Origin of the sequence: Kribbella italica (assembly GCF_014205135.1) — a bacterium.
Classification (GTDB): domain Bacteria; phylum Actinomycetota; class Actinomycetes; order Propionibacteriales; family Kribbellaceae; genus Kribbella; species Kribbella italica.
The window spans coordinates 5372041-5397424 of the sequence record NZ_JACHMY010000001.1 but is presented as its reverse complement, the minus strand read 5'-3'; the positions used below and the strand labels follow the sequence as shown (position 1 = coordinate 5397424).

Annotated in this window: 27 protein-coding genes; 14 read left to right on the top strand and 13 right to left on the bottom strand. The window is 70.4% G+C overall.

Annotation, left to right across the window (positions count from 1 at the left end; all coding sequences use genetic code 11):
* The first annotated feature begins 5 nt into the window (after window positions 1-5).
* A complete protein-coding gene (locus HDA39_RS25185; protein ID WP_184799038.1) occupies window positions 6-362 on the top strand; it encodes an NADH-quinone oxidoreductase subunit A in 357 nt (118 codons plus the stop codon).
* 3 nt (window positions 363-365) lie between these two features.
* Here HDA39_RS25185 and HDA39_RS25180 read toward each other — a convergent pair whose 3' ends face one another.
* Window positions 366-1265 (bottom strand): ornithine cyclodeaminase family protein, encoded by a 900-nt coding sequence (locus HDA39_RS25180; RefSeq protein WP_337925885.1) that lies wholly within the window; start codon window positions 1263-1265, stop codon window positions 366-368.
* 296 nt (window positions 1266-1561) lie between these two features.
* Between HDA39_RS25180 and HDA39_RS25175 the strand changes: the two genes are divergently transcribed.
* A complete protein-coding gene (locus tag HDA39_RS25175; protein WP_184799036.1) occupies window positions 1562-1774 on the top strand; it encodes a hypothetical protein in 213 nt (70 codons plus the stop codon).
* Between the two features lie 29 nt (window positions 1775-1803).
* Here HDA39_RS25175 and HDA39_RS43390 read toward each other — a convergent pair whose 3' ends face one another.
* From HDA39_RS43390 to HDA39_RS25145, 7 genes are all read right to left on the bottom strand, one after another.
* Complete coding sequence (locus HDA39_RS43390) at window positions 1804-4722, bottom strand: helix-turn-helix transcriptional regulator (protein ID WP_184799034.1); 2919 nt, start codon at window positions 4720-4722, stop codon at window positions 1804-1806.
* Window positions 4723-4903: 181 nt separating this feature from the next.
* Entirely contained in the window at window positions 4904-5071 is a 168-nt protein-coding gene (locus tag HDA39_RS25165; protein WP_184799032.1) for a hypothetical protein, read from the bottom strand.
* Window positions 5072-5085: 14 nt separating this feature from the next.
* Window positions 5086-5217, bottom strand: a complete 132-nt coding sequence (locus tag HDA39_RS43385) for a hypothetical protein (protein WP_273482244.1) — start codon at window positions 5215-5217, stop codon at window positions 5086-5088.
* 233 nt (window positions 5218-5450) lie between these two features.
* The gene (locus HDA39_RS25160) at window positions 5451-5612 is read right to left on the bottom strand and encodes a hypothetical protein (protein ID WP_184799030.1); all 162 of its coding nucleotides are present in this window, start codon (window positions 5610-5612) and stop codon (window positions 5451-5453) included.
* A gap of 125 nt (window positions 5613-5737) precedes the next feature.
* On the bottom strand, window positions 5738-6457 hold the full coding sequence (locus HDA39_RS43810) for a GntR family transcriptional regulator (protein WP_337925884.1): 720 nt from the start codon (window positions 6455-6457) through the stop codon (window positions 5738-5740).
* Entirely contained in the window at window positions 6454-6999 is a 546-nt protein-coding gene (locus tag HDA39_RS25150; protein WP_184799028.1) for a cysteine hydrolase family protein, read from the bottom strand. Before HDA39_RS25150 ends, HDA39_RS43810 begins: the two co-directional genes overlap by 4 nt.
* A 1-nt stretch (window position 7000) precedes the next feature.
* A complete protein-coding gene (locus HDA39_RS25145; protein ID WP_184799026.1) occupies window positions 7001-8467 on the bottom strand; it encodes a cytosine permease in 1467 nt (488 codons plus the stop codon).
* Between the two features lie 312 nt (window positions 8468-8779).
* Here HDA39_RS25145 and HDA39_RS25140 point away from each other — a divergent pair, with 312 nt between their 5' ends.
* From HDA39_RS25140 to HDA39_RS25125, 4 genes are all read left to right on the top strand, one after another.
* Complete coding sequence (locus tag HDA39_RS25140; RefSeq protein ID WP_184799024.1) at window positions 8780-9526, top strand: SDR family oxidoreductase; 747 nt, start codon at window positions 8780-8782, stop codon at window positions 9524-9526.
* A 78-nt stretch (window positions 9527-9604) separates the two neighbouring features.
* Window positions 9605-10456 (top strand): alpha/beta fold hydrolase, encoded by an 852-nt coding sequence (locus HDA39_RS25135; RefSeq protein ID WP_184799022.1) that lies wholly within the window; start codon window positions 9605-9607, stop codon window positions 10454-10456.
* Between the two features lie 4 nt (window positions 10457-10460).
* Entirely contained in the window at window positions 10461-11024 is a 564-nt protein-coding gene (locus HDA39_RS25130) for an NADH-quinone oxidoreductase subunit B (RefSeq protein WP_184799020.1), read from the top strand.
* Complete coding sequence (locus HDA39_RS25125; protein WP_337925883.1) at window positions 11021-11977, top strand: NADH-quinone oxidoreductase subunit C; 957 nt, start codon at window positions 11021-11023, stop codon at window positions 11975-11977. Before HDA39_RS25130 ends, HDA39_RS25125 begins: the two co-directional genes overlap by 4 nt.
* Window positions 11978-12016: 39 nt before the next feature.
* Here the strand turns inward: HDA39_RS25125 and HDA39_RS25120 are convergent, their stop codons facing one another.
* On the bottom strand, window positions 12017-13189 hold the full coding sequence (locus tag HDA39_RS25120; RefSeq protein ID WP_184799018.1) for an NAD(P)H-binding protein: 1173 nt from the start codon (window positions 13187-13189) through the stop codon (window positions 12017-12019).
* Window positions 13190-13270: 81 nt separating this feature from the next.
* Between HDA39_RS25120 and HDA39_RS25115 the strand changes: the two genes are divergently transcribed.
* The gene (locus tag HDA39_RS25115) at window positions 13271-14221 is read left to right on the top strand and encodes a complex I subunit 1/NuoH family protein (protein WP_184799016.1); all 951 of its coding nucleotides are present in this window, start codon (window positions 13271-13273) and stop codon (window positions 14219-14221) included.
* Window positions 14222-14441: 220 nt separating this feature from the next.
* On the opposite strand, the gene HDA39_RS25110 is transcribed toward HDA39_RS25115, so the two are convergent.
* The 4 genes from HDA39_RS25110 to HDA39_RS25095 are packed head-to-tail and all read right to left on the bottom strand — an operon-like array spanning window position 14442 to window position 18455.
* Window positions 14442-16241 carry an ABC transporter permease gene (locus HDA39_RS25110; RefSeq protein WP_337925882.1) on the bottom strand — a complete coding sequence of 600 codons (1800 nt, stop codon included), beginning with the start codon at window positions 16239-16241 and terminating at the stop codon, window positions 14442-14444.
* Window positions 16241-16903: an ATP-binding cassette domain-containing protein gene (locus tag HDA39_RS25105; RefSeq protein WP_184799014.1), complete on the bottom strand. Its 663-nt coding sequence runs from the start codon at window positions 16901-16903 to the stop codon at window positions 16241-16243. The genes HDA39_RS25110 and HDA39_RS25105 overlap by 1 nt, the downstream gene beginning before the upstream one ends.
* On the bottom strand, window positions 16900-17949 hold the full coding sequence (locus HDA39_RS25100; protein WP_184799012.1) for a peptidoglycan-binding protein: 1050 nt from the start codon (window positions 17947-17949) through the stop codon (window positions 16900-16902). The genes HDA39_RS25105 and HDA39_RS25100 overlap by 4 nt, the downstream gene beginning before the upstream one ends.
* The gene (locus HDA39_RS25095; RefSeq protein ID WP_184799010.1) at window positions 17946-18455 is read right to left on the bottom strand and encodes a hypothetical protein; all 510 of its coding nucleotides are present in this window, start codon (window positions 18453-18455) and stop codon (window positions 17946-17948) included. The genes HDA39_RS25100 and HDA39_RS25095 overlap by 4 nt, the downstream gene beginning before the upstream one ends.
* Window positions 18456-18592: 137 nt before the next feature.
* Here HDA39_RS25095 and HDA39_RS25090 point away from each other — a divergent pair, with 137 nt between their 5' ends.
* The 7 genes from HDA39_RS25090 (at window position 18593) to HDA39_RS25060 (ending at window position 25073) form a co-directional block, all read left to right on the top strand.
* Complete coding sequence (locus HDA39_RS25090) at window positions 18593-19249, top strand: response regulator (protein WP_184799007.1); 657 nt, start codon at window positions 18593-18595, stop codon at window positions 19247-19249.
* On the top strand, window positions 19246-20409 hold the full coding sequence (locus HDA39_RS25085; RefSeq protein WP_184799005.1) for a sensor histidine kinase: 1164 nt from the start codon (window positions 19246-19248) through the stop codon (window positions 20407-20409). The genes HDA39_RS25090 and HDA39_RS25085 overlap by 4 nt, the downstream gene beginning before the upstream one ends.
* A 42-nt stretch (window positions 20410-20451) precedes the next feature.
* Entirely contained in the window at window positions 20452-20796 is a 345-nt protein-coding gene (locus HDA39_RS25080; protein ID WP_184799003.1) for a YciI family protein, read from the top strand.
* The gene (locus HDA39_RS25075; protein WP_184799001.1) at window positions 20786-21979 is read left to right on the top strand and encodes an RNA polymerase sigma factor; all 1194 of its coding nucleotides are present in this window, start codon (window positions 20786-20788) and stop codon (window positions 21977-21979) included. Before HDA39_RS25080 ends, HDA39_RS25075 begins: the two co-directional genes overlap by 11 nt.
* 107 nt (window positions 21980-22086) lie before the next feature.
* Window positions 22087-23586, top strand: coding sequence for an alkaline phosphatase family protein (locus HDA39_RS25070; protein WP_184798999.1), 1500 nt, complete (start codon window positions 22087-22089; stop codon window positions 23584-23586).
* A gap of 122 nt (window positions 23587-23708) precedes the next feature.
* Window positions 23709-24245, top strand: coding sequence for a hypothetical protein (locus HDA39_RS25065; protein WP_184798997.1), 537 nt, complete (start codon window positions 23709-23711; stop codon window positions 24243-24245).
* A 78-nt stretch (window positions 24246-24323) separates the two neighbouring features.
* Window positions 24324-25073, top strand: a complete 750-nt coding sequence (locus HDA39_RS25060) for a methylenetetrahydrofolate reductase (protein WP_184798995.1) — start codon at window positions 24324-24326, stop codon at window positions 25071-25073.
* The last annotated feature ends 311 nt before the right edge of the window (window positions 25074-25384 follow it).

Genomic DNA, 25384 nt, shown 5'->3' with positions numbered 1-25384 from the left:
TTCCCGTGTCGGAGGCCTACGGTGTAGTCGTCGCGATCGTCCTGCTCGGCCTCGGCGGCCTGGTCGGCGCCTTCGCGCTGAACCGCGCGCTGACGATCACGTACTCGACGCCGGAGAAGCTCACGACGTACGAGTCGGGCGTCGACCCCGTTGGCGAGGGCTGGGCCCAGATCCACATCCGGTACTACCTGTTCGCCTACCTGTACGTGATCTTCGCGGTCGACGCCGTGTACTTGTTCCCCTGGGCCACGGTCTTCGCCACGGTCGGAGTGTCGTCCCTGATCGAGATGTTCGTCTTCCTGGCCTTCGTCACCGTCGGCCTGCTGTACGCGTACCGCAAGAAAGTCCTGGCCTGGACCTAGGGTCTAGCTCTCCGACAGGAGCTTGGCGATGGCCCAGTCCTGGGGGCCGACGCCGACGGATTTGAAGAGCGTGCGGCCGGAGGTTATGGGTGGGGCGGCGAGTGCGTCGCCGAGGTCGAGCAGTGAAGCGCGGGAGAGCACGCCTGCCTCGACGGCGTCAATGACTTCGCCGGACTCTTCGAGGGCGGCCTCCTCCTGGTCGACGACGACCAGGGAGGCGGTGGCGAGCAGGTCGCGGGAGAGCTCGCGCATCGTCGGGCGGAAGGCGCCGATCGCGTTGACGTGGACCCGTGCGGGGAGCGCGTCCGCGCGGAAGAGCGGCGTACTGGACGACGTCGCGCAGCAGACGACCTCGGCGTCGGCGATGCCCGCGTCGATGTCGGTGCCGGACGCGAACCTCACCTCCGGGAACTCCTCACCCAGCGAACCGGCAAGCGCCGCGGCCTTCCCGGCGTCCCGGCCGACCAAGGTGACCTCAGCAATTCGCCGTACGGCGAGCACCGCGCGGACCTGATCGGCCGACTGTGCGCCGGTGCCGATCACCGTCAGCCGCGTTGCGTCCGCGGCCGCCAGCAGATCGGTCGCAACCCCTACGACAGCGCCCGTCCGGAGCGTCGTGATAGAGGTGCCGTCGGCAACTATCTGCTCCCCGGCGCCGGTCCAGATCACCGTCGCCCGGATCGCCGGCACCTGGTCGAGCGCGATCCCGATCTTCTTCACCACGGCGGTCCGCGACGGCGGGTGGTACGCCGACATCACCAGCACCGCGCCGTCCCCGAACACCTGCCGCGCGGGCAGCACGAAGTTCCCCGCGCGCAACTCCCCGAACGCCTCCCGGACGGCGTCCACGGCCGCCGCCATCGGCACGGTCCGGCGCACCTCGTCCCCACTGAAGATCTTCACCGCCACGACCTTAGTGCCGACCGCCCGCCCGGAGGCGCCTCGCCATGATGTGACAGAGAGTTATGGTCGGTCGCCGTCCGGAACCATTGCCTCGTCACCCCAAAGTGATTGCGCTCGACAACATTTGAAGGTTCCAAAACCTCGCTTCGTAACGGATTGCGATGGAGCTATCGCCATCTGATGAAGACGGGTCTATGGTGATTACCACGGGGAACGGGGCGATTGCAGGGTGGTGGGGAATGAGTTGGCAACTCTGGGTATTGGTAGGGATCGCAGCGGTCGGTGTGGTCGTGCTGGTGACAGTGCGTTTCCGGAGCGCTCAGCAGGTCCTGGACGAGCTGATCGACTCGATGGAGCCGGACGCCGCGACTGAGCAGCCGGCCACGGTCGAGCACCGGCCAGAGGTCGCCGTACGGCGGATCGACGAACTGGCCCGCCACCGCGGCCGACGGCAGCTACGGACGACTGTCGTCCCGCGCGCGGCACACAGCCACCGCAGCCGGCACTAGGGCGTACGGCGACCGCCGGGGGAGAAGGCTTATGCCTCCAACAATCCGTCCCGGCGGGCTACGGCAGCAGCTTCGGTGCGGGAGCGGACGCCGAGCTTGGCGAGGATGTTCGAGACGTGCACGCTGACCGTCTTCTCGCTGATGTACAGCTCCCGAGCCAGCTGCCGGTTGGTCCGGCCCTCGGCCAGTAGCGCCAGCACCTCGGTCTCGCGGGCAGTCAGCGCGGCCGAACCAACAGGATCCGCAGCACTGCCCAGCTCGTCCAGCAGCGGCTGAGCACCCAACCGCCGCCCGACCTCGGCGGCCAGCTGCGCCTGCTCGTTCGCATCCGCGACCCGCCCAGCGGCGCGTAGCGCCGACGACAGTCGCACCCGCGACCACGCCTGCTCGATCACGAACCCGTACCCGAACGCGTCAGCAGTCCGCTGCCAGGTCGCCACATGCTCCTCAGCGGTCGGCGGGTCCACATCCGCCAACCACCGCAGCCGCTCCCACTCCGCCTCCAGCCGCGCGAGCCAAGCGATCCCCTCGACCCCCAGCACCCGCCCCGGCGGCAGCCCCTTCTCCGCCGTCGCATGCCCCTCGGCCAGCAGCTCCGCCCCACGCGCGACCAGCTCGCCCGCCGCCGACGGCTCACTCACCACCCGATGGCACAGCAACTGCAGCCCGAGCGCGGAGAACCGGATCTTCGCCATGTACCACTCGGTCTGGAACACGTACTCGATCTGCGCCGACACCTCGGCGATCAGCTTCTCCGCCTCGGCCACCTGATCGAGCTGCCGGTAAGCCTCGACCGCCGGCTGCAGCCCGATCAGCGGCAGCATCACGTCCAGCGACCACCACTTCCGCATCGCCTGCAGGTCCTCGGCGACCGACGTGTCACCCCGCCCACCCCGAACCATCAGCCCGACACTCCGCAGCCCGGCCGCAGCGGCCGACGGCGTCATCGAGTCGGCCCGAGCCGTCTCCGCCGCCTCGTCCCACTCGCCCATGGTGAACTGCGTCAGCGCCAGCATCCGCCGAGCATCGAACCCGTACGCCGCCCACTGCCGCCCCAGCTCACCGGCCCGCTGCGCGGCGTACTCGAGCGCTGTCTTCGCCGCGTCCAGCTCACCCAGGTCGAAGTGGTTCGACCCCAGCAAGTACCGACTGCGCACCTCGGCCGCAGCGTCACCCGCCAGCTGAGCCCGTACGGCGGCCTCTTCCAACTGCTTCGCCGCGGCCACCGGATCGCCCGCCCGCTTGCGCAGCTGCGCCAGCGTGATCCCGGCATCGCCGGCCGCGGACTCCTGACCGACCTCGCGCGCGACCTGCAGCGCCTCGCGGGCCCAGCGCTCGGCCTCCATCGGCCGGCCGAGCGCGTCGCAGACCCGGGCGTACAGCGCGATCACCTTGGCCTTGAACGCGCTGGCCGGCTCGTCGGCGACCAGCCGGAACGCCTGCGACGCCGCTTCGTTCGCCTCCTGGTCGTGGTCGATCACCAGCGAGATGTCGGACAACGGCAGCAGCAGCTCGGCCCGCTGCCGGATCGGCGCGTCGGCGGGCAGGTCGGCCAGCGCCTTGCGCAGCAGCTTCACCGCGCGCAGGTGCTGCGACGACAGCGTCGCCGCCATCGCGGTGTCGACGATCAGCCAGGTCCGGTCGACCGAGCTGGCCGCCGGATCGCTCGGGAACAGCTCGAGCGCCATCTCGTAGTGCTTGAGCGCCTCCTGCGGCGCGGCGACCGACAGCGCCTCCTGCCCGGCCCGGACCCGCGCCTCGAACGCGGTGATCAGGTCGTGCGAGCGGGTGGCGTGCCCTGCCAGCTCGGCCGCCGTACCGGCGACGGTCTGGTCCTGCAGAGCCTTCGCGTACGCCGCGTGCTGGCGGACCCGCTCGCCCGGCAGCAGGTCGTCGTACACGGCCTCGGCCAGCAGGGCGTGGCGGAAGTAGTAGCTCGCGTTGCCGGGGTGCTCGATGATGTGCGCGTCGATCAGCTCGCGCAGCGCGGTTTCCAGCTCGCGGTCGGGCAGGCCGGCCACCGCCGTCAGCAGCTGGTGGGACACCCGGCGGCCGGCGACGGCGATCACCCGTGCGACCTGGCGGGCGTCGTCGGACAGCGGGTCGAGCCGGACGAGCAGCAGGTCGGCCAGGTCAGGCGGTACGGCGCTGCCGTCGCCCATCGAGGCCGCGGCGACCAGTTCTTCGGTGAAGAACGCGTTGCCGCCCGCACGCTCCAGGATCCGGCGCTCCTCGTCCTCCGGCAGCCGCTCGGTCGTCAGTGCGTTCAGCAGGGCGCGGGACTCGACGGCGTCGAGCGGGTTGAGCGTCACCCGTCGTACACGCGGATTGCGCGACCACTCGGCGATCGGTCGGCGCAGCGGGTGCCGGCGGTGCAGGTCGTCGCTGCGGTACGACACGATCAGCGCCAGCCGCTGCGAGGTCAGCCGAGTGAGCAGGAAGCCGATCAGGTCTCGGGTGGAGTCGTCGGCCCAGTGGGTGTCCTCGACGATCACCAGCAGCGGCTCGCTGGTCGACAGTGCGGTCAGTGCCCCGAGCACGGCGTCGAAGAGCGCGGCCCGGTCGAGCGGACCGTCCTGCGGGACCGGCTGGGCGCCGATCAGCCGGTGCGTCGGCAGCAGCCGGCCGATCGCCGGGAAGTTGGTGAGCACGCTCTCGACCAGATCCGGGCGCTCGCCCGCGAGCCGGCCGAAGATCTCGCTGAACGGCAGGTACGGCAGGCCGGCGTCGCCGAAGTCGGTGCAGTGCCCGACCAGTACGCCGAACCCGCGCTCGTGGGCGCCGGTGGCCACCTCGTCCAGCAGCCGGGTCTTGCCGACGCCGGCGTCACCGGACAGCAGAATGGCGCCGGCGCGACGCGTTTTCGCGTCGTCGACGGCGCTGAGCATGGCGGCCATCTCGGTCGAGCGGCCGACGAGAGGTGTCGAGGTCCAGGGCACGTCGTCCATCTTCGCCCCTGGAGCCGACACAAATCGACGGCAGCCCGGCCCACGGCCGTCGCCTGAGCGCGAAATCTCCGGCTGCAGCGTGCTCACCACGTCGTACCAGCCGGACTGAGGCCACCCGGAGAGGCCACAAGAACGCCGTCCCTGACCTGGGCTTGCGGGTCAGGGACGGCGTGTACGGCGCTCACGCGGCCGTGGTGGGTCGCAGGAAGCGGCGCGCGTTCCGCGACGTCGGCTTCTGCTGCGCCGGCGCGGTGCGCTGCTTCCGGCCGGTCGCCTGAAAATCGCGCTTGAGGCGCTCCTGCCGATAGGCGGTCTCCGCCTCGATCGACTGCTGGGTCGTGAACATCATGGTGTCTCCTCCTCTCAGACGTTCCGGGTGAACAGGTGGGTGAGGTGCCGGCGGGCCCGGGTGCTCCGGTTCGCGCGGCTGAAGTCGCGGGTGAGGCGCTCCTTGCGGTAGCTGACCTCTGCCTTGACCGACTCGGTGGTGTACATCGGGTGCCTCCTGGGCTGTTGTTTCCTCGACTCGTTGTCGATGGCCCTAATCTGCTCGTCTGAGGAGACCCGGCACATCGGACTTCCTCCCTATCCCTGCGGGCGGGGGTCCCTAGTACGCCGTACGCACGCCGCGGGCGGTCCCTAGGAGCCCCGGAACGCAGCAGCGCGACCGGGTTCCGGAGAACCTCGGTCGCGCTGGGTCGAAGGGGTGTCAGGCGGCGATCGCGCCCTCACATCGCGTGCCGGGCCCGCACCACCTGCGCCCGCGGCACGGGCGCCACCGGCGTACGGCGCAAGCGCCGGAACAGGCTCGGGCGCTGGTACTCCTGGCGGAGCAGCTGCTGGCGGTACGAGATCTCGGCCTGAACGAAGTCGGGGCTGATGGGCAACATGCGGGACCTCCGGGGTTCGTCGATACCCCGACACTCCGCCTCTGAGGACGCGCCGCACATCCGTACTACTCCCTAGGCGCGGCGGCCCGCACCCTTAGGCCGCGCTCAGGTGCCCTTAGCCGACCTCAGCGCGGGTTCTCGCTGTAGGTCAGGTTGAGTTCGAAGTGCCGCGGATCCAGCAGGCTGTCCACCTGCTCCGCGAACTGGTTGTCGGCCGTCCAACTTGTCCGCCGGCTGTGCAGAAACCAGGTGTTCTCCGGGCGCCCGAGCAGGTCCGCCTCCTCCGCCGAAAGCGGCCGCGCCCGCAGCCGTTGTTCCCCCTGCGTCAGATGCAGCCCGGCCCGCGTCAGCGTCGAGATGATGGACCCGTCGTCCAAGCCTCGCGACGGCAGATCGCGCAGCGGCTCGATCGCCGGCAGCCGGCTCCGCTCCAGCGAGATCGCCTCGCCGTCGACCAGCGACCGGATCCGCTCGACCACGATTACGTCGGGCGAGTCCAGCTCCAGCTGCTCCGCCAGCTCCGGATCCTGATCCAGCTCCAACCGCAGAATCCGGACCTGGGTTTCCACGCCCTGCTCGGCCAGTGCGTGCGTCCAGCCGAGCGGATCGTCGAGCGGCCGCCCGTCGAACAGGACGAACGACCCCTTCCCGGTCCGCGTCGTGATCAGCCCGTCCGCGGTCAGTACGGCGAGCGCGGAGCGCACGGTGTTCCGGCTGACGGCGAACCGCCGGGCGAGTTCGACCTCACCGGGCAGCCGGTTGCCGTGGCCGACCCGGCCGGACCTGATCTCCCGGGCCAGGGTCGCCGCGATCCGCTCGTGCTTGAGGGTGATGCCGGAGGTCACTGGCCGAGACCGCCCGAGGCTCGCAGCTGGTCGACGGTGACGATCTCGAGCATCGGTGCGTACAGCCGCATGAGGTCGATCGCCTTCCGGTGACTGTCCTCGTCGACGCCGGCACACGCGTCCTCGACGACCTGCACACGCGCCCCGCCGTCCACCGCCGCGAGCGCCGTCGTCAGCACGCAGCAGTCGGTGGTCACGCCGGCCAGCACCAGCCGCCCGTCCGGCGCGACCGCGTCCGCGAGTTCCCGTCCCCACTTGCTGAACGTCGGCCTGTCGAGCGTCGGCGCTCCGCGGAACTCGTCGACCAGCTGGTACGCGTACGAGTCCGGCGGTTGCAGCGCGAACGGCCACTGCTCGTAGTACGGGATCCAGGAACCGGTCGGTTCTCCGACCGGCGCGACGAACCGGGTGAAGATCACCTGTGGCGCGAACAGCTCGACCAGCTCCTGCGCCGGCTTCACCACGCGCTGGAAGTCCGGTGTCGCCCAGCCGCTGTCCGGTTCGGCGAAGATCCGCTGCAGGTCGATCAGTGCCAGCACCATCTCAGCTCACCTTCGCCGGTACGGCGCGCCGCCGGCCGACGTACCAGCCGATGATCGCGGCGACGAACGACCCGACCAGTGCGACCAGGACACCGAGGTTGGCGAACGCCCACGCGCCTTCCTTGCCGCCGAGACCGAACGGTTCGAGCAGGTAGCCCTGCCAGGTCAGCCAGTCCGCGTTGCCGTTCGTGACCAGGCCCCAGCCGATGCCGGTGGCAACGATCATGGTGGCGATCGGCCACCACCGCACGTCGCCGTACCGGCCGCGCCGGTCGAACAGGTCGGCCTCGGCGTAGTCGCCGCGCCGGGTCGCGACGTCGGCCAGCATGATCCCGCACCAGGTCGCGACCGGGACGCCGAGCGTGATCAGGAACCCGGTGAACTGGGTCAGGAACTCGTCGCCGAAGAACACCACGTAGATCGTCCCGGCGATCATCACGAGGCCGTCGACGAACGCGGCGACGTACCGGGGGACCGGCAGGCCGAGCGACAGCAGCGCGAGGCCGGAGGAGTAGATGTCGAGCACCGCGCCGCCGACCAGGCCGAGCACGGCGACGATCACGAACGGCACCAGGAACCAGGTCGGCAGTGCTTCGGCGAGCGCGCCGATCGGGTCGTCCGCGATCGCCGCGCTGAGGTCGGTCGACGACCCGGCCAGCAGCAGGCCGAAGATCAGCAGCACGATCGGGGCGAGCGACGAACCGAAGGTGGTCCAGCCGACGACGCCGCGGCTGGACGCCGTACGGGGGAGGTAGCGGGAGTAGTCGGCGGCCGCGTTCACCCAGCCGAGGCCGAAGCCGGTCATCAGGAAGACCAGGGCACCGATCAGTTCCTGGCTCGATCCGCCGGGCAGTGCCGAGACGGTGCTCCAGCTGACCTGGTCGGCGACCAGCGCGATGTAGACGACCGTGAGTACGCCGGTGACGACCGTGATGACGGTCTGCATCCGCATGATCAGCTCGAAGCCGAGCACGCCGCAGGCAACGATCAAGGTGCCGACGACAACCAGCGCGATCACCTTGGTGACCGAGCCGCCGCCCCAGCCGAGACGCTCGAACACCGTCGCCGTCGCGAGCGTCGCGAGGATCGTCAGCACGGTCTCCCAGCCGACGGTGAGCAGCCAGGAGACCAGCGACGGGAGTTTGTTGCCGCGGACCCCGAACGCCGCGCGGCTGAGCACGAGCGTCGGCGCCGAACCGCGCTTGCCGGCCAGAGCGACCAGGCCGCAGAGCAGGAACGAGAACACGATCCCGACCACGCCCGCGACCACCGCCTGCCAGAACGAGATCCCGAACCCGAGCGCGAACGCCCCGTAGCTCAGCCCCAGCACCGACACGTTCGCCCCGAACCACGGCCAGAACAGCTGACTCGGCCGCCCCTTCCGCTCGGAGTCGTCGATCACGTTCAGCCCGTTGCTCTCCACCGCGAGCGCCCGCGCCTCAACCCCCACGTCGACCTGCTCGGCCACGGCCGTCTCCCACCTGAGTGAACCTGTTCAGTCCTGTCCAGTCGAGGCTAGGTCGGTGGGGAGATGCGGTCAAGGAATTTGGTGGTCGCCGGCCGGTGAGCGGCCGGGGCCCTGGGGCTGGCGAGGGTCGAGGCCGGCGGGGGTCGGGGGGTCGACGAGGGTCGGGGGGCGACGAGGGTCGGCGAGGGTCGGCGAGGGTCTGCGAGCGGGCGGGCGGGCGAGGGCGGGCTGTCCCGGTAGGCCGTGTGGCTTGACCTAGAGGGCGGTCTAGCTCCTAGCGTCTGAGACCTCAGGCTTGGAGAGGGAGATGCTGTGAAGCGGTTCGAGGGCAAGGTCGCGTTCGTCACCGGCGCCGCGCACGGGATCGGCCGGGCGACGGCTGTGCGGCTGGCGGCGGAGGGCGCGTCGGTCGCGGTCGCCGACGTCGATCTGGCGGCCGCCGAGCAGGTGGTCGCGGAGTTGGGTGTGCCGGGGATCGCGGTCGAGTGCGACATCACGAGTCGCGCGTCGGTCGACGCGGCGGTCGCGGCGACCGTCGAGCGGTTCGGGCGGCTCGACGTACTGGTTCAGGTCGCCGGACACAATCTCGCGAACCGGGAGGCGGTCGAGCCCGGCGACGCGCAGTGGACGAAGCAGTACGACTTCACCTTCACCGGCGCGGTCCGCTGCATCGAGGCCGCGCTGCCGCACCTCGTGCCCACCGAAGGGGCCGTCGTCCTGATCGGCTCGATCAGCGGAGTCGTTGCCCTCGGCACCAACCCGTACGCCGCGGCGAAGGCCGCGCTGAGCAGCCTGGTCCGGAACCTCGCCGCCGACCACGGGCCGAGCGGTGTCCGGTTCAACATCGTCGCGCCGGCGACGGTCGCGACCCGCGCGTTCAAGGATCCGCAGGTGCTCGAGGAGCTGAAGGCGATCTATCCGCTCCGGCGCGTCGGCCAGCCCGACGACGTCGCCGCTGCCGTCGCCTTCCTGGCCTCGGCCGATGCCGCGTGGATCACCGGGATCACCCTCCCGGTCGAAGGCGGCCTGACCACCGGGCCGGGGCACCTGATCAGCTGAGGCTCCGGTCGAAGACGGCTGGTGACCGGCACACAGGTGATCGGGCCGCTCGGACATGGAGCGGCATCTGGTTAGCTGATGCTCGTGCTGACGAGTGCTGCGGTGGACGGGTTTCGGTTGGCGTACGACCGGGCGGGGGACGGGCCTCCCGTCGTACTGCTGCATGGGTGGCCGGGGGATCGGTCGGACTATCGGCGGCTGGCGCCGATGCTCGTGGAGGCTGGGCGTGACGTGGTAGTACCGGATCTGCGCGGGTTCGGGGACTCGGACAAGCACGCGGTCGACGGCCAGTACGACGCGGTCGCGCAGGCGCGGAGTGTGCTCGGGCTGATCGACGAGCTCGGGCTGGAGCGGCCGGGGCTGGTCGGGTACGACATCGGGAGCCGGATCGCGCAGGCGATCGCCAAGGCGCGGCCGGGGGACACCGAAGGATTGGTGATCGCGCCGCCGTTGCCGGGGATCGGGACGCGGGTGTTCGGGGAGCGGGCGCAGGCGGAGTTCTGGTACCAGCCGTTCCACAAGCTGGCGGTCGTCGAGGAGCTGATCGACGGCAGGCCGGACGCCGTACGGGCCTATCTGCGGCATTTCTGGACGCACTGGTCCGGGCCGGGGTTCGAGCCTGAGCTGGATGGGCTGGTCGAGAAGTACTCGGTGCCGGGCGCGTTCACGGCGTCGATCAACTGGTACCGGGCGGGTGCGGGGGCTGTCGCGGCGTCCGTCGCCGAGGTCGTGCCGGAACCCGCGGGGCGGATCGGCGTACGGACGTCGGTCGTGTGGCCCGAGTTCGACCCGTTGTTCCCGCGGGAGTGGTCGGACCGGCTGGACGAGTTCTTCAGCGACGTGACGCTGCGGTTCGTGGACGGCGTCGGGCACTTCGCGCCGCTGGAGTCTCCGGAAGTGCTCGCCGAAGAGGTTCTGAGACTAGGCTGACGCCATGGCTGATCAAGCGGTGCACCTGCCGATGCCGACGGTGCGGCCGGCTGTCGGTGCGCTGGCCAAGCTCGCGCCCGAGCCGGTGCGGTACCTGCTGAACTGGGGGCGCAAGTACTCGCTCTGGGTGTTCAACTTCGGGCTCGCCTGCTGCGCGATCGAGTTCATCGCGGCGTCGATGGGCCGGCACGACTTCATCCGCCTCGGCGTGATCCCGTTCGCCCCCGGCCCGCGGCAGGCCGATCTGATGGTCGTGTCGGGCACGGTCACGGACAAGATGGCACCGGCGATCAAGCGCCTGTACGACCAGATGCCGGAACCGAAGTACGTGATCTCCTTCGGCTCCTGCTCGAACTCCGGCGGCCCGTACTGGGACTCGTACTGCGTGACGAAGGGCGTCGACCAGATCATCCCGGTCGACGTGTACGTCCCCGGCTGCCCGCCACGCCCGGAGGCGCTGCTCCAGGGGATCCTGAAGCTGCAGGAGAAGATCGCCGGTGAGAACGTGACCTCGCGGTACGAGCCGAGCGCCCAGGCTTTGACCCGGGGCCTGGTGGAGCCCCAGTGAGCGAAGACCAAGAAGGCACTCCCGCCCAGCCGGGTTCAGGGACCCCCGAGGGCAGCGCGCAGCCGCCCGCAGCGAACGCGAAGGACGACACCCAGCCGGAGGCGACGAACGCCGAGGTCGGGAGGGCCGAGTTGTCCGGCGGTGGGCACATGGTGGCGGCGTTGGTCGAGGCCGGGATCGCCGCGACGGGGTCGGACAGTTTTGGGGTGCCGACGGTCGACGTACCGGCGGATGCGTGGGTTGCCGCGCACGAGATCCTGCGGGACGAGGTCGGGCTGATCTTCTTCGACTTCCTGACCGCGAGCGACGAGCTGACCGACGGGTTCCGGCTGGTGACGCACCTGGCCGACTTCTGGGGCGGGGCGCATGTCGACCACCTGCTCGTCCGCACGCTGATCCCGCGCGCCGAGGCCGCGGTGCCGACGCTGTCCGAGGTGTACGCCGGCGCGAACTGGCACGAGCGCGAGACCCACGAGATGTTCGGCATCGACTTCCCCGGCCACCCGAACCTGGTGCCGCTCCTGCTCCCCGACGAGTTCGAGGGCAACCCGCTGCGCAAGGAGTTCGTCCTCGCTTCCCGCGTGGCGAAGCCCTGGCCCGGCGCCAAAGAACCCGGCGAATCCGACCACGCTGCTCCCAAAACCGGCGCTCCCTCCCGCCGCCGCACCCTCCCACCCGGCGTCCCCGACCCCGAAACCTGGGGCCCCCGCCCACCCGGTTCCCCCGACCCGGACCCGCTGGCCCCCGCCCAAGCGGCGTCCACCCCGGCTCGCCCCAGGAGAGCCGGCGCAGCGGGCGAACGCCGTACGCGCAAAGCAGCCGCACCCGCAACAGCCGATCCGTCGCCTGGCGCACCAACCAGTACGCCGACCGCAGACGCAACCCCGGATGCAGCCCCCAGACCAACCCCGCCCCCGGCCGACGACACCCCCGACAAGCCCACCGAGCCCTGATCGCTGCCTCGCCGCGCGACGAAGCCAGTCCTCAGGGCCTCAGCTCACCGGAGTCGTGTAGTAGAAGACCTCCTCGCGGGTGATCTTCCCGTTGGCCACCGTGTAGATGGAGACCTTCGTCGTCTCCGGTTCCTCGTCGGCGAAGTGGAACGTGAAGCGGGCGGCGAAGTGGTCGGCGGAGACCAGCGGGCCGAGGATGTCGACCGCGGTGATCTGGTGGCCCTCCAGTGTCCGCGCCGCGTTCTCGATGATCGCGAGTTGGCCGACCAGTTCCCCGTCGTACTCAGCAGGAGAGATCCGTACGACGTCCGCCGCCTGCACCTTCCCGGCTCGCGCGAACTCCCCGGTCCGGAACGCCTCGACGAACTCCGTGGCGACCTCCTCCGTCGACAGCACCCGGAACTCGTCGCGGTGTTCGTCGACCCACTGCCGGTACGTGCGCGCCGGCTTGCCGGTGAGTGTGTTCGGGATGACGGGCTCCGGGTTGGTGACCAAGGACTGCCAGTACGCGACCGATGCCTCGGCGAGCGCCTCGTCCGCGCCGAGGTCGAGCATTGCCCGGCGGGCTTCGGCGGCTGACTCCTCCTCGACGCGGAGCGGCTTGCCGAGGACGGACGCGATCGTGGCGACCTGCTCCTCCTGTGTGAGGACCTCGGGCCCGGTGAGGTCGTAGGTCTGACCGGCATGGGCGGCATCGAGCAACGCCACCACCGCGACCTCAGCGATGTCCGCCTCGTGGATCAGCGACCGGCCGGCCTTGGGCGACGGGATACGCACAACACCGCTCGAGCGGATCTGCTCCGACCAGCCCAGGGTGTTGGCGGCGAAACCGCCGGGCCGCAGGAACGTCCAGTCGCTGTCCGACTCGGCGAGCAACTGCTCGATCGACGCCCACACGCTCGTCGGATCCTGCGCCGCGCTGAGCGCCGAGAGGTAGACGACGCGCCCGACCTGCTCGGTCAGTGCCGACACGACCGGCTCGGCTCCTTCGGCGGCGAACGACGGCCAGAGGAAGAACGCCGCATCGACGCCGGCGGCGGCCCGGCGTACGGCGTCCGGGTCGTAGATGTCACCCCCGACGACCTCCACGCCGGCCGGCAGCCCGGCCAGCAACGGCTGCCGGACGAGAGCCCGTACGTCGGCGCCGCGCGCGAGGAGACCGTCGACGACGTGCCGGCCGACGTTTCCGGTGGCCCCGGTGACCAGAATCATGTGCTGCTCCTTCGCTCGGTTTCCTCCAGCCTTGGGCCTCAACATTGGTTGAGGTCAAGCCGGAGTCGATAGGGTGCGCACATGCTCGAGTTCGTACTGCGGGTCGTCGGCGTGCTGGTCGCGTTCCTGGTCGCGCCGCTGGTGGTCGGTCAGGCCGAGCACAAGGTGATGGCGCACATGCAGTCGCGGCTCGGGCCGATGTACGCCGGCGGCTTCCACGGCTGGGCCCAGCTGGTCGCGGACGGGGTCAAGTTCGTCCAGAAGGAGAGCGTCACCCCGGCCGCCGCCGACAAGCACGTGTTCGAGTGGGCGCCGGTCGTCGCGATCCTGCCGTACATGGCGGCGCTGGCCGCGATCCCGATCGCACCCGGAATCGTCGGCGCGGACCTGGACGCGGGACTGTTCTTCGTGCTCGCGGTGATGAGCATCGGCGTACTGGGTTCGCTGATGGCCGGCTGGGCCAGCGGTAACAAGTACAGCCTGCTCGGCGGCCTGCGGGTCGCGGCGCAGCTGATGAGCTACGAGCTGCCGTTCGTGCTGTCGGCGGCGAGCGTCGCGGTCGCGGCCGGGACGCTGAGCTTCACCGGGATCGTCACCGAGTGGAGCCCGTGGTGGTTGCTGTGGCAGCTGCCCGGTCTCGTCGTCTTCTTCATCGCCGGCCTGGCCGAGCTGCAGCGGCCGCCGTTCGACATGCCGGTCGCGGACTCCGAGGTGATCTTCGGGCCGTACACGGAGTACACCGGGCTCCGGTTCGCCCTGTTCCTGCTCGCCGAGTACGCCGGGATCGTGGTGCTCGCGGCGCTCACGACCGTGCTGTTCCTCGGTGGATGGACTGGTCCGGGGCCGGACTCGATCGGCTGGATCTGGGCGCTGCTGAAGATCGCGATCGTCTCGCTCGTGGTGATCTGGGTGCGCGTCGCGTTCCCGCGGCTGCGCGCGGACCAGTTGCAGAAGCTGGCGTGGCAGGGACTGGTGCCGGTGGCGCTGATCCAGCTCGCGCTGACGGGCATCGGCGTGGTCGTCTTCTTCTGAGCCGGACGCCCATCACCCACTAACCTCGGCCCGCCGCCGAGTCCACGCCTGAGACGGGCCGGAAACCGGGCCCGGCGGTGGGTTAGTGGGTGGTGCACGTCCGCATGCCGACCTGCAGCACTGATCAACCTCGGCTCCGGGGCCCGGGCCACGCCTGGCGGGCGGGGGACAACGGGCGGAGCGGCTGGTTGATCAGTGGTGCATGGCGGCGCACCGGGGGTCAGGGCGTGGCCAGCGCCTCCGTGGGGGAGAGGCGGGATGCGCGGATCGCTGGGTAGAGGCCGGCGACCGCGCCGATCATCAGCGTCGCGGCGATGCCGCCGGTGACGGCCCAGAGCGGGATCACCGTGAGCCAGCCCTGGTACGCCGCGTAGACGGCGGTGACTCCGCTGCCGAGTGCCGCGCCGCCGAGGCCGCCGAGGGCGGACAGCAGCAGCGACTCGGTGAGGAACTGGGCCCGCACCTGCCCGCGGGTCGCGCCGAGCGAGCGGCGCAGGCCGATCTCCGCGCGGCGTTCGAGGACGGAGATCACCATGATGTTCGCGACGCCGACCCCGCCGACCAGCAGGGCGACCGCGCCGAGTCCGAGCAGGAGTCCGGTGAACGCCTCACCCGCCGCCTGCTGGGCGGCGAGCGCGTCGGACGGGCGGGAGACCTGGACCTCGTTCGGCGCCTCGGGGTTGGCGGTGGCGCCGAGCACCTCGCGGACCGCTTCCACCTGGCGGTCGGCCGAGCGGGTGTAGATCTTCGTCGGGTGCCCGTCGAAGCCGAGCGCCGAACCGGCCGCGGGCCAGCCGATCAGCGCGGCCGAGTCGAGCTCGGGAGCGAGCGCGGCCGGAGCCAGTACGCCGAGCACGGTGAACCACTCGTCGCCGATCAGGATCTGCGTGTCCGGCCCGGCGCGGGTGATGCCGAGCCGCTCGGCCGCCGCCGCGCCGAGGACGGTCGCCGGGAACGAACCGGTCGCGGCGTCGAGCCATTTGCCGCTGCGGATCGTGCCGCCGATGGTGTCGAGGAGATCCGTGCGGGCGGCGTACGGGACGATGCCGTTGGTCTCGACGACGGGGATCTTTCCGGTCCGGTAGACGTTGGTGCCGTCCACGCGGCCGATCGCCGACTGCGCTTCGACCGGCGCGATCCGCCCGACCATCCCCTCCGCCGCCATCGGCAGCTCGGCCTGCTCGCCGGTCAACCGGGTCCCCGGCTCGACGGTCAGCAGATTGGTGCCTAGGGCATCCAACGTCGCGTCGAGCTCGGCGCGTGAGGAGGAGGAGATCCCCACCACGGCAACCATCGCGGCGATCCCGATGGCGATCCCCAGCGCTGAAAGAAAAGCGCGCATCGGCCGAGTGCGCAACCCAACCGCTCCGACCTTCACCACATCCCCCGGCCAGAGGCGCGCGGGCTGCAAGCGCCCGCGGACGGCTCGTGGCTGGTCGCCGCTGCCCCGCCGGGTTAGGTCGCTTGAACTTCCCGCCGCGGCCGGCGGAAAGAGCGATGAGTTGTTCGAGTGCCGGATTCCCGGGGCGGGGTGGTCGGTGGTGTGGGAGGTGTCGGTGCCTGGGGTGGAGTCGGAGCCGTCCGGTCCGATGGCGGGGTGGTCGGTGGTGTCGGTGGTGCTGGTGCCTGTGGTGGAGTCGGGGCCGTCCGGTCCGGCGGTGGGGTGGTCGGTGGTGTCGGTGGTGCTGGTGCCTGTGGTGGAGTCGGGGCCGTCCGGTCCGGCGGTGGGGTGGTTGGTGGTGTCGGTGGTGCCGGTGCCTGGGGTGGAGTGGGAGCGGTCCGGTCCGGCGGTGGGGTGGTTGGTGGTGTCGGTGGTGCCGGTGCCTGGGGTGGAGTGGGAGCGGTCCGGTCCGACGGTGGGGTGGTTGGTGGTGTCGGTGGTGCCGGTGCCTGGGGTGGAGTGGGAGCGGTCCGGTCCGACGGTGGGGTGGTTGGTGGTGTCGGAGGTGCCGGTGCCTGCGGTGGAGTCGGAGCCGTCCGGTCCGACGGCGGGGTGGTCGGTGGAGTCCGGCGCGGGCATCAGGTGGTCTCCTCGGTGATTCGGCCGTCTTTCATGTGGATCTGGCGGGGGAGGGAGGCCGCGATGTCTCGGTCGTGGGTGATGACGACGACCGTGGTGCCGGAGGTGTTGAGGGTGTGGAAGAGGTGCATGACGCCGGTGCCGGAGTGGGAGTCGAGGGCGCCGGTGGGTTCGTCGGCCAGGAGGATCGCGGGGTCGCCGGCTACGGCTCGGGCGATGGCTACGCGTTGGCGTTCGCCGCCGGAGAGTTCGTGGGGTTCGTGGTCGAGGCGGTGGGAGAGGCCGACGCGGTCCAGGGCCGCGGCGGCTCGGCGCCGGCGTTCCCCGGCGCGGAGGCCGGAGTACAGCAGTCCGTCGGCGACGTTGTCGATCGCCCGTACGCCGGACGCCAGGTGGAACTGCTGGAACACGAACCCGATCCGGCTCGCCCGTAGCGCCGACAGCCCGGCGTCGGACAGCCGTGAGACGTCGTACGAGTCGATCCGCACGGATCCCGACGTCGGGCGGTCGAGCGTGCCCAGCACATTCAGCATCGTCGACTTGCCCGAGCCGGACGGTCCGACGATCGCGACCAGCTCGCCGGCGTCGATCCGCAAGGACACCCCGCCGAGTGCCGTCACCCCGCCCGGGTAGACCTTCGTCACCTCGGACAGCGCGATCACTTCGGCACCCCCACGGCGTCCCCGGCCTTGAGCCCGCCGCCGGAGATCTCCACCCGGCCGCCGGCGAACAACCCGGTCTTCACCGGCACGTAGCGAGACCCCGCGGAGTCGCTCACCTCGACCCCGAACCCACCCTCGCTCAACGCGAGCAACGCGGCGACCGGCACGGTCAACACACCACGTCGCTCCGACGCGACGAACGTCACGTCGACCGCCGCGGTCGGATACGCGGCCAGCGCCTTCTGGTTGTCGATGGCAACGATCACCTCGAGCTCGGTGGTCGGCTCCGTGTCCTGCCCAGTGGCCGGCACGATCACCGTCGACACCTTCTCGACCTTGCCCGGCACCACGCTGTCGTCCGGCAGCGCAACACTGACCGCAGCACCCTTCTTGGCCAGCCGCAGGTCAGCAGCCTCCAACCGCACCGTCACAGCCTTCCGCGTCCCACTGAAGGTGAGCACAGTCTGACCAGGCCCCACCGGAGCACCCACCCGAGCGGTCACGCTGTCCACCCGCACCGGGCCAGCAGCAAACACCACCTGCCCCAGCTCAACAGCCCCGGTCTCCGGCAGCCCCCGGTCCTCCTGCCACTCCTCAACTGCCTCGGCCGTGTTGTCCGTGTACGAGTCATCCACCGTGAACCCGTCGTACCCCAGCGCCGTAAGGTTCTGCTCGAGCTGCAGCACGTCCGGCCCCTCGCTGTCGACAGACAACCGCCGGTACGCCGGCAGCGCGCCGTACATCAAGCTGGTCGGGGCGTTGTCGACCGAGTACAGCGTCTGCCCCCGGTGAAACAGCTGCCCGCTCTCCGGCACCGCAGTCACCGTCCCGGCACGCCGCCCGGCCACAGTGCTCGTCGTGCCGTAGCCCAGCTCACCATCGGCCGACTCCGTGTCCTTCAACGTCTGCTGGGTCACCTTGGCCGTGCTGAGCGGTTCGGTCTGGTCAGCGGCCTGGCTGCTGTCGGTCCTGGTGAGCAGTACGGCGCTGAGCACCCCACCAGCAGCCAGTACGGCGGCAGCGGTCCAGGTCGTCCGAGACCTCACTTGCCCGCCAGGATGCTCTGGCAGGCGGCCTGCGCCTTCTCGAGGTCCGGGTCCTTGCCGGTCTCCTGGTCGATCATGATGCCGCGCTGGCCCGGCTTCGGGTCCGGGAACTTCTCCACGCCGTTCTCCCGCATGCACGCGGCGAACTTGCGGCCGTTCTCCTCCTGCTGCGGGTTCGGCCCGATCTCGCCCTGCGGGTTGTACTTGCGGCAGTCCTCCATCGCCTGGTCGACCTGCTCGCGGCTCAGCCCGGACTCCGGGCCGATCTTGAGCTGGATCCCCTGGCCCGGTTCGGGATCGGCGATGTCGAGCCCGTGCTCGCGCAGGCACTGCGCGAACTTCACACCCTTCTCGTCCTGGCTCAGGTTCTCCGGCGCGGCCTCGGGGCCGGCGGACGACGAGGCGCTCGGCGTCCCGCCGGACGCGACCTGGCTGGTCTCCGGCTCGGAGCCGCAGCCGGTCATCGCGAGAAGCAGGAGAGCGGCCAGCACGGACAGTCGTTTCATGGGTTCTCCTCCACAGGTGGTTCGGTGTCCACCAGCCAATCCAGCAGCGCGTTTCCCGGCCGTTTCCGCGCTCGCAAACACGGAGGAAACACCGCGGTCGGGGATGATGGGAAGCAACCGGGGAAGGGCGGCGACGCGTGCGGGTACTGGTGGTCGAGGACGAACCGTTGCTGGCGGCAGCGATCGCCGAGTGGCTGCGCGGCGAGACCCACGCGGTCGACCTCACAGGAGACGGCGGTGCGGCGCTGGAGCGTCTGGGCATCAACGAGTACGACGTACTGGTGCTGGACCGCGACATCCCGGTCGTGCACGGCGACGACGTCTGCCGGCAGCTGGTCGAGTCCGGCTCACCCACCCGCGTTCTGATGCTCACCGCGGCCGCTGCTGTCACCGACCGGGTCGAGGGACTCGGTCTGGGCGCCGACGACTACCTGACCAAGCCGTTCGCCTTCACCGAGCTGGCGGCTCGCGTGCTGGCGCTGGGTCGCCGCAGCAGGCCGGCCGATCCACCAGTACTACGGCGTGCCGGCCTGACGCTCGACCCGGCACGCCATGAGGTGTTCCGGGACGGCCGGTACGTCCCCCTGTCGAAGAAGGAGTTCGCCGTACTGGCTGAGCTCCTCAGAGCGGATGGAGCGACGGTGTCGGCGGAGCAACTGCTGGAGAAGGCCTGGGACGAGCACGTCGACCCGTTCACCGGAGCGGTCCGGCTGACGATCCTCAAGCTCCGGCGGAAGCTCGGCGAGCCCGGTGTGGTCGAGACCGTGACCGGCGTCGGGTACCGGATCCCATGAGGCTGCGGACCCGGCTGACGCTGATCTACGGCGGGCTGTTCATGGTCGCGGGGGTGCTGCTGCTCGGCGTCACGTACCTGCTGTTCACCCAGGAGCTCGGCAAGGACCACCGGGTGCTGATCAAGGGCACGTTCCAGCCTGGTGCCAGTGCGTCACCAGGCGACCCGCTGGCCAACCCGGAGATCGAGCGGATAGTCGACGAGCAGAGCAAGCAGGTCAAGGCGGCGGCAACCCAGTCCCTGCTGGTCCAAGGCGGCGTCGCCCTGGTCCTCGTCGGCAGCCTGGCAGCAGGCTTCGGCTGGATCGTCGCGGGCCGCGTCCTCGCCCCGCTGCACCGGGTCACCGACACAGCCCGCCGGATCGCGGCCGCACCCGCAGCGGGCCGCGGACTGCACGAGCGGATCGCCCTCGACGGCCCGGACGACGAGGTGAAGAATCTCGCCGACGCCTTCGACACCATGGTCGAGCGGCTGGACCATTCCTTCGACGGCCAGCGCCGCTTCGTCGCCAACGCCTCTCACGAGCTCCGTACGCCGCTGACGCTCGGCCGCGCGCTGGTCGAGATCGCGATGCATCGCAAGACTGCCTCGCCCGACGTTCAGCAGCTCGGCGAGAGCCTGCTGGAGATCAACACCCGGCACGAGCAACTGATCAGCGGGCTGCTGGTGCTGGCCGACTCGGAGAAGGAGTTGACGGCGGTCTACCCGGTCAACCTGGCCGACGTGATCACTCACGTGGTCGCGCAGTTGACCGGTGAGGCGACTGCGGCCGGCGTACGGGTGACTGCTGAGCCGGGGGACGCACCGACGGTCGGTGACGCGCTGCTGCTCGAGCGGCTGGTGCACAACCTGGTGGAGAACGCGGTCCGGCACAACGTGGACGGCGGGTGGGTGCAGGTGACCAGCCGGACTGCGCCGGGCGAGCGGGTCGAGGTGGAGGTGAGCAACACCGGGCCGGACGTTCCGCCGTACGAGGTGGAGGGGCTGTTCAAGCCGTTCCGGCGGCTGGGTGCGGACAGGTTGGTCGGGGCGCAGGGGGCTGGGCTGGGCCTGTCGATCGTGCGGTCGGTGGCGGAGGCGCACGGCGGAACCGTGCGGGCGACCGCGCGCGACGGCGGTGGGCTGAAGATTGTGGTGTCGCTACCTGTCGATCCGGGCTGAGGCTGTTCGTGTAGTGGGTACAACGCTCACCAGGAGGCCGAGATGACGCAGTACCTGCTCAGCATTTACCAGCCGGACGGTGTGGTGCCGGACGACGAGTTCCTGGCGCCGGTCATGGAACAGCTGTCGGTCTGGAACGACGACCTGCGCAAGGCCGGTGCCTGGGTGTTCAGCGCGGGCCTGCACCCGCCGGAGTCCTCGACCGTCCTGCAGCAGAAGGGGGACGAGTTGCTGGTGACGGACGGGCCGTACACCGAGGGGAAGGAACACATCGGCGGGTTCACGGTGATCGACGTGGAGGACCTCGATGCGGCGCTGACCTGGGCGCGACGGTTGGCGAAGATCCTGGTCGCCCTGCCAGTGGAGGTCCGTCCCTTTGCCGGTTGACGTCGCTGCGGTGTTCCGGAGCGAGCACGGCCGGGCGGTCGCCGTACTGGCTCGGTCGTTCGGGGACCTGGACATCGCGGAGGATGCGGTCCAAGAGGCGTTCACGACCGCGCTCGAGCGCTGGCCGGAGCAGGGCCTGCCGCCCAGTCCGGCCGGGTGGATCATCACGACCGCCCGCAACCGCGCGATCGACCGCCTCCGCCGGGAGGCTGCTCGCGAGGACAAGTACGCCCAGGCAGCGCTGCTGAACGCCCAGGACGAGCCAGTGGAGGAGGGCCCGGTGCGCGACGACCGACTGCGGCTCATCTTCACTTGCTGCCACCCTGCTCTCGCCCTGAACGTCCGGGTCGCTCTGACCCTCCGCCTGCTCGGTGGACTCGGTACGGCGGAGATCGCCCACGCCTTCCTCGTCCCGGAGTCGACGATGGCCCAGCGGCTGGTCCGGGCGAAGGCGAAGATCCGCACGGCCGGCATCCCGTACCGGATCCCGTACGACGCCGACCTGCCCGAGCGGGTGCGCGGCGTACTGGCTGTTGTCTACCTGGTCTTCAACGAGGGCTACGCCGCCTCTTCCGGCGACGACCTGGTCCGCACGGACCTCTGCACCGAGGCGATCCGCCTCGGACGGCTGCTGGTCGAGCTGATGCCCGACGAGCCTGAAGCGGTCGGCCTGCTGGCCCTGATGCTCCTCCAGCACTCCCGTACTCCGGCCCGCACCTCAGAAGCCGGTCAGTTGATCCCGCTGCCCGAGCAGGACCGCCAACTCTGGGATCAGCAACTTATCGCCGAGGGCCAGGACCTCGTACGCCGTTGTCTCCGTCGCGACCAACCAGGTCCGTACCAGCTCCAGGCAGCGATCAACGCCGTCCACAGCGACCCACCGACGGACTGGTCGCAGATCGTCCAGCTCTACGACCACCTGCTCGCCCTGACTCCCACACCGGTCGTGGCACTCAACAGAGCCGTCGCCATAGCCGAGCTGCACGGCCCGGCCGAGGCACTGGCCCTGGTCGACGCACTGGACCTCAGCACGTTCTACTTGTTCCACGCCATCCGCGCCGACCTCCTCCACCGGCTCCAACGCCCAGTCGAAGCCAGAGCCGCCTGGCAGGCAGCTCTCGACCTCACCGACAACACCGCGGAGCAGGCCTTCCTCCGGCACCGCCTGGCTGCTCTCGACTAACTGCTCGTTCACCAAGCAGTCGCGTCCGAGCTGTTGATCTCGGCGCGCACACTCGCCACAGTTGGTCCGGACCAATCCAAGAGGTCCGGACCAATCTGGAGGAAATCGTGCGGAGAACCACCGCCCTGGTCGCTCTGGCCGCCGCGCTCACCGCCGGCACGCTGATCGCTCCCGCCGACGCGGCACCGCGGGCCCGCCCGCAGAAGGTGCTCGTGATCGGCATCGACGGCGCCCTGCTCAGCAAGATCCAGGCCTTCGACACCCCGGCCCTGAAGGGCCTGATCGCCACCGGCTCCAGCAGCCGGACCACCCTCTACGCGCAGCCGTTCGCCCCGACCCTGTCCGGTCCCGGCTGGGCCACCAACGCGACCGGTGTCTGGCCGGACAAGCACAAGGTGACCAGCAACAGCTGGGGCACCGGTACGGCGCTCACCCGCTACCCCGACTTCCTCACCCGCCTGGCCCGCGCCGGCCGGACGACGTACGCGATCGCCGACTGGACCCCGCTGACCACCAACAGCGCCGGGCAGGCGATCTTCTCCGACGAGGTGCAGCGCAAGGTCACGTACGACGGTGACGCGCTCGGCTGGGCCGAGGCCGACCGGCGGATCGCGGCGGACGCCTCGGCGTACCTGAAGAACACCGGGCCCGACGCGTCGTTCGTGTACTTCGGCGACGTCGACATCGCCGGGCACAGCTGCGGGGCCGACGGCGCCTGCTACCGCACGGCCCTGGAGAAGACCGACCAGCACGTCGCTACCGTGCTCGCCGGGGTGAAGGCGCGATCGACGTACGCGCAGGAGGACTGGACGGTGATGGTCACCGCCGACCACGGCCACACTCCGGGAGGAGGGCACGGCGGAAGCTCGGCGGCCGAGCGGTCGTCCTTCCTGATCCGCACGGGCCCGGGCGCAGGAACCGGTACGCCGGCGATCGCACCCAAGAACGTGGACATCGCGGCGATCGCGCTCGACCGGTTCGGCGTCAGCTCGCCGGATCTCGACGGGCGGGTGACCACGCCACAAGATCCCTTCGACTCGCTCGTCAACCAACTGCAGGGCCGCCTCGACGAGACCGGCGTACCGGCCGACGTCCGCGGCTGGACCCACACGACACCGTCGGGCTGGACCATCGACAACACCGGTCTCGGGACCGGCGGCGTCCGCGAGTGGCAGGGCTGGTCGTTCACGACCGACGACTTCTGGACCCGCGCCGCTCCCGACCAGTCGCGTGAAGGCAACGTGCGGGCGCGCGGTGTCTTCGCCGTCGCCGATTCCGACGAGTGGTCGGACAAGACCCGCAGCGGGCTGTTCAACAGCCGGCTGACCTCACCGGCGTACGACGTCGCCGGGGCCTCGGACGCGACGCTCAGCTTCTCGTCGCACTACCTGAAGAGCGGCAACGAGACGGCCCGCGTGACCGCCACCTTCGACACCGGCGCGACCTCGACGCTGCTGACGTACACCGCCGACACGATCGCCAAGACCGAGCGGCTGACGGTCCCGGTCCCGGCCGGTGCGCGCTCGGTGCGCATCACCTGGTCGCTCACGAACGGCGACAACGACTGGTACTGGGCGGTCGACGCACCCGCGCTGACCAAGGGCTAGAGACAGGTCACGGACAGGTCGTGGACAGCCGGAGTCCCTACGGTCGAACGGTCTGATCATCGTTCGACAACGAAAGCTGAGCTATGTCTTTGACTCATCCCCGGCGACGCAGGGCCGGCATCGTGCGTGTACTGAGTGCCGGCGCCGTCGCGATCGCGGCCCTCGTCTCTGTCGTCCCCGCCTCGTCGGCGAGCCCGGCACAGTCCGCGCCGCAGGAGCACTGCGCCGTACTGGTCGGCAAGGCGGCCGAGCCCGGCGGGAAGTCCCCCGTGCAGGGCAAGGCCTGCTCGACCCGGTCCGCGGCCGATGCCCTGGCCTCGGCTGAGTCCCAGGCGGCGCGCGCTGGGTCGCGCCAGGCGCTCGGGGCAGCCGCCAGCACCCTGCTGGTGGAGTATTACGAGCACAGCGGCTTCGGAGGACACCACTACGCGGTCTACGGCTCGGCCGGTCCGTGCGACTACTCGGGCTACTCCTTGTACCCGGACACGGGCTGGCTCAGCTGGGGCGACACGATGAGCGCCGTGAAGGGGCACAACGACTGCAACTGGGGCAAGTTCGTCCACCAGAACGGCGTGACGGTCCGGTCCTACTGGCTCCCGGTGTCGAACCTCGGCGCCGTCAACGACAACGTCGGGTACATCAACGTCGCGCACCGCTGACGTGATCGGGCGGTGGTCGGCGAACCTGCCGATCACCGCCCGCGTTCCTGACGGTGGGATCACCTAGGCTCGTCGCTCATGGAGCTGATCTGCGAGGTGGAACCGCCGACCCGGCCGGACCTGAAGAAGGTCCGGCACCAGATCGGCGTGATGAGCCCGATCGCCGACGGCTTCCTGATCCCCGACAACCACATCGGGCGCGCGACCGTGTCCAGCGTCGCGGTCGCGAACGAGGTCCAGGCGATGGGCGCCCGCGGTATCGCCTGCCTCAACTCCCGCGACCGCAACCTGCTCGGCCTGCGCCGCGACCTGCTGACGGCGGCGGCGTACGGGGTCGAGCAGTTCCTGTTCGTGCACGGCGACGACCCGAACGAGGGCGGCCGGACCAGCCAGCTCACCGTCCGCACGATGCTCGAGGAGACCCGCGCGACCAGCTTCCCGGGCCTCGGCCCCTTCCAGGTCGGCGCGACCGCCCGCCTCGGCAAGGTCCCGACCTGGAAGAAGGAGGCCGACTTCCTCTACGTCCAGGTCAGCTTCGACCTCGACGAGCTGCTCCGCTGGCGCGAGAGCGTCGACCTGACCATCCCCGTGTACGCCGGGGTGATGGTCCTGGCCAGCGCGAAGATGGCGCAGAACCTGGCCGGCCTGCCGCAGCTGGCGATCCCGGACGCGCTCGTCGAGGCGGTCGAACGCGACCGCGACGCCGGGGTCGAGGCGGCCTGCGAGCAGGTCCTGAAGATCCGCGACAGCGGTGCCTTCGAAGGGGTCCACCTGGTGCCGGTGAGCCGGTACCGGCAGGTCGCGGCCCGGCTCGAACGCGAACTCTGAGCCTGCTCGCGGCGTAACCGGCTGAGACCGGTTAGGGTGTGTCTCCCAATCCCCCACCTACTGCGCGGCACCCGGCACGGCATCTCGGCACACGGGAGCCAAGCTCACGATGCTTCGCATCGCCACGCTTGTCTCCCGCGCACCGAGCTACCGCACCGGGCACCTGCTCGCTACGGCGGGGGATTGGGAGACACACCCAGTGTCAGCGTTCAGAAACTACGGACGGAGGAGGAGGCGTGGCGCTACCCGGCAAGGGTCTGATCGACGGTCTGAAGGTCACCGCGAAGACGCTGTCCCGCCGCGCCGTCACC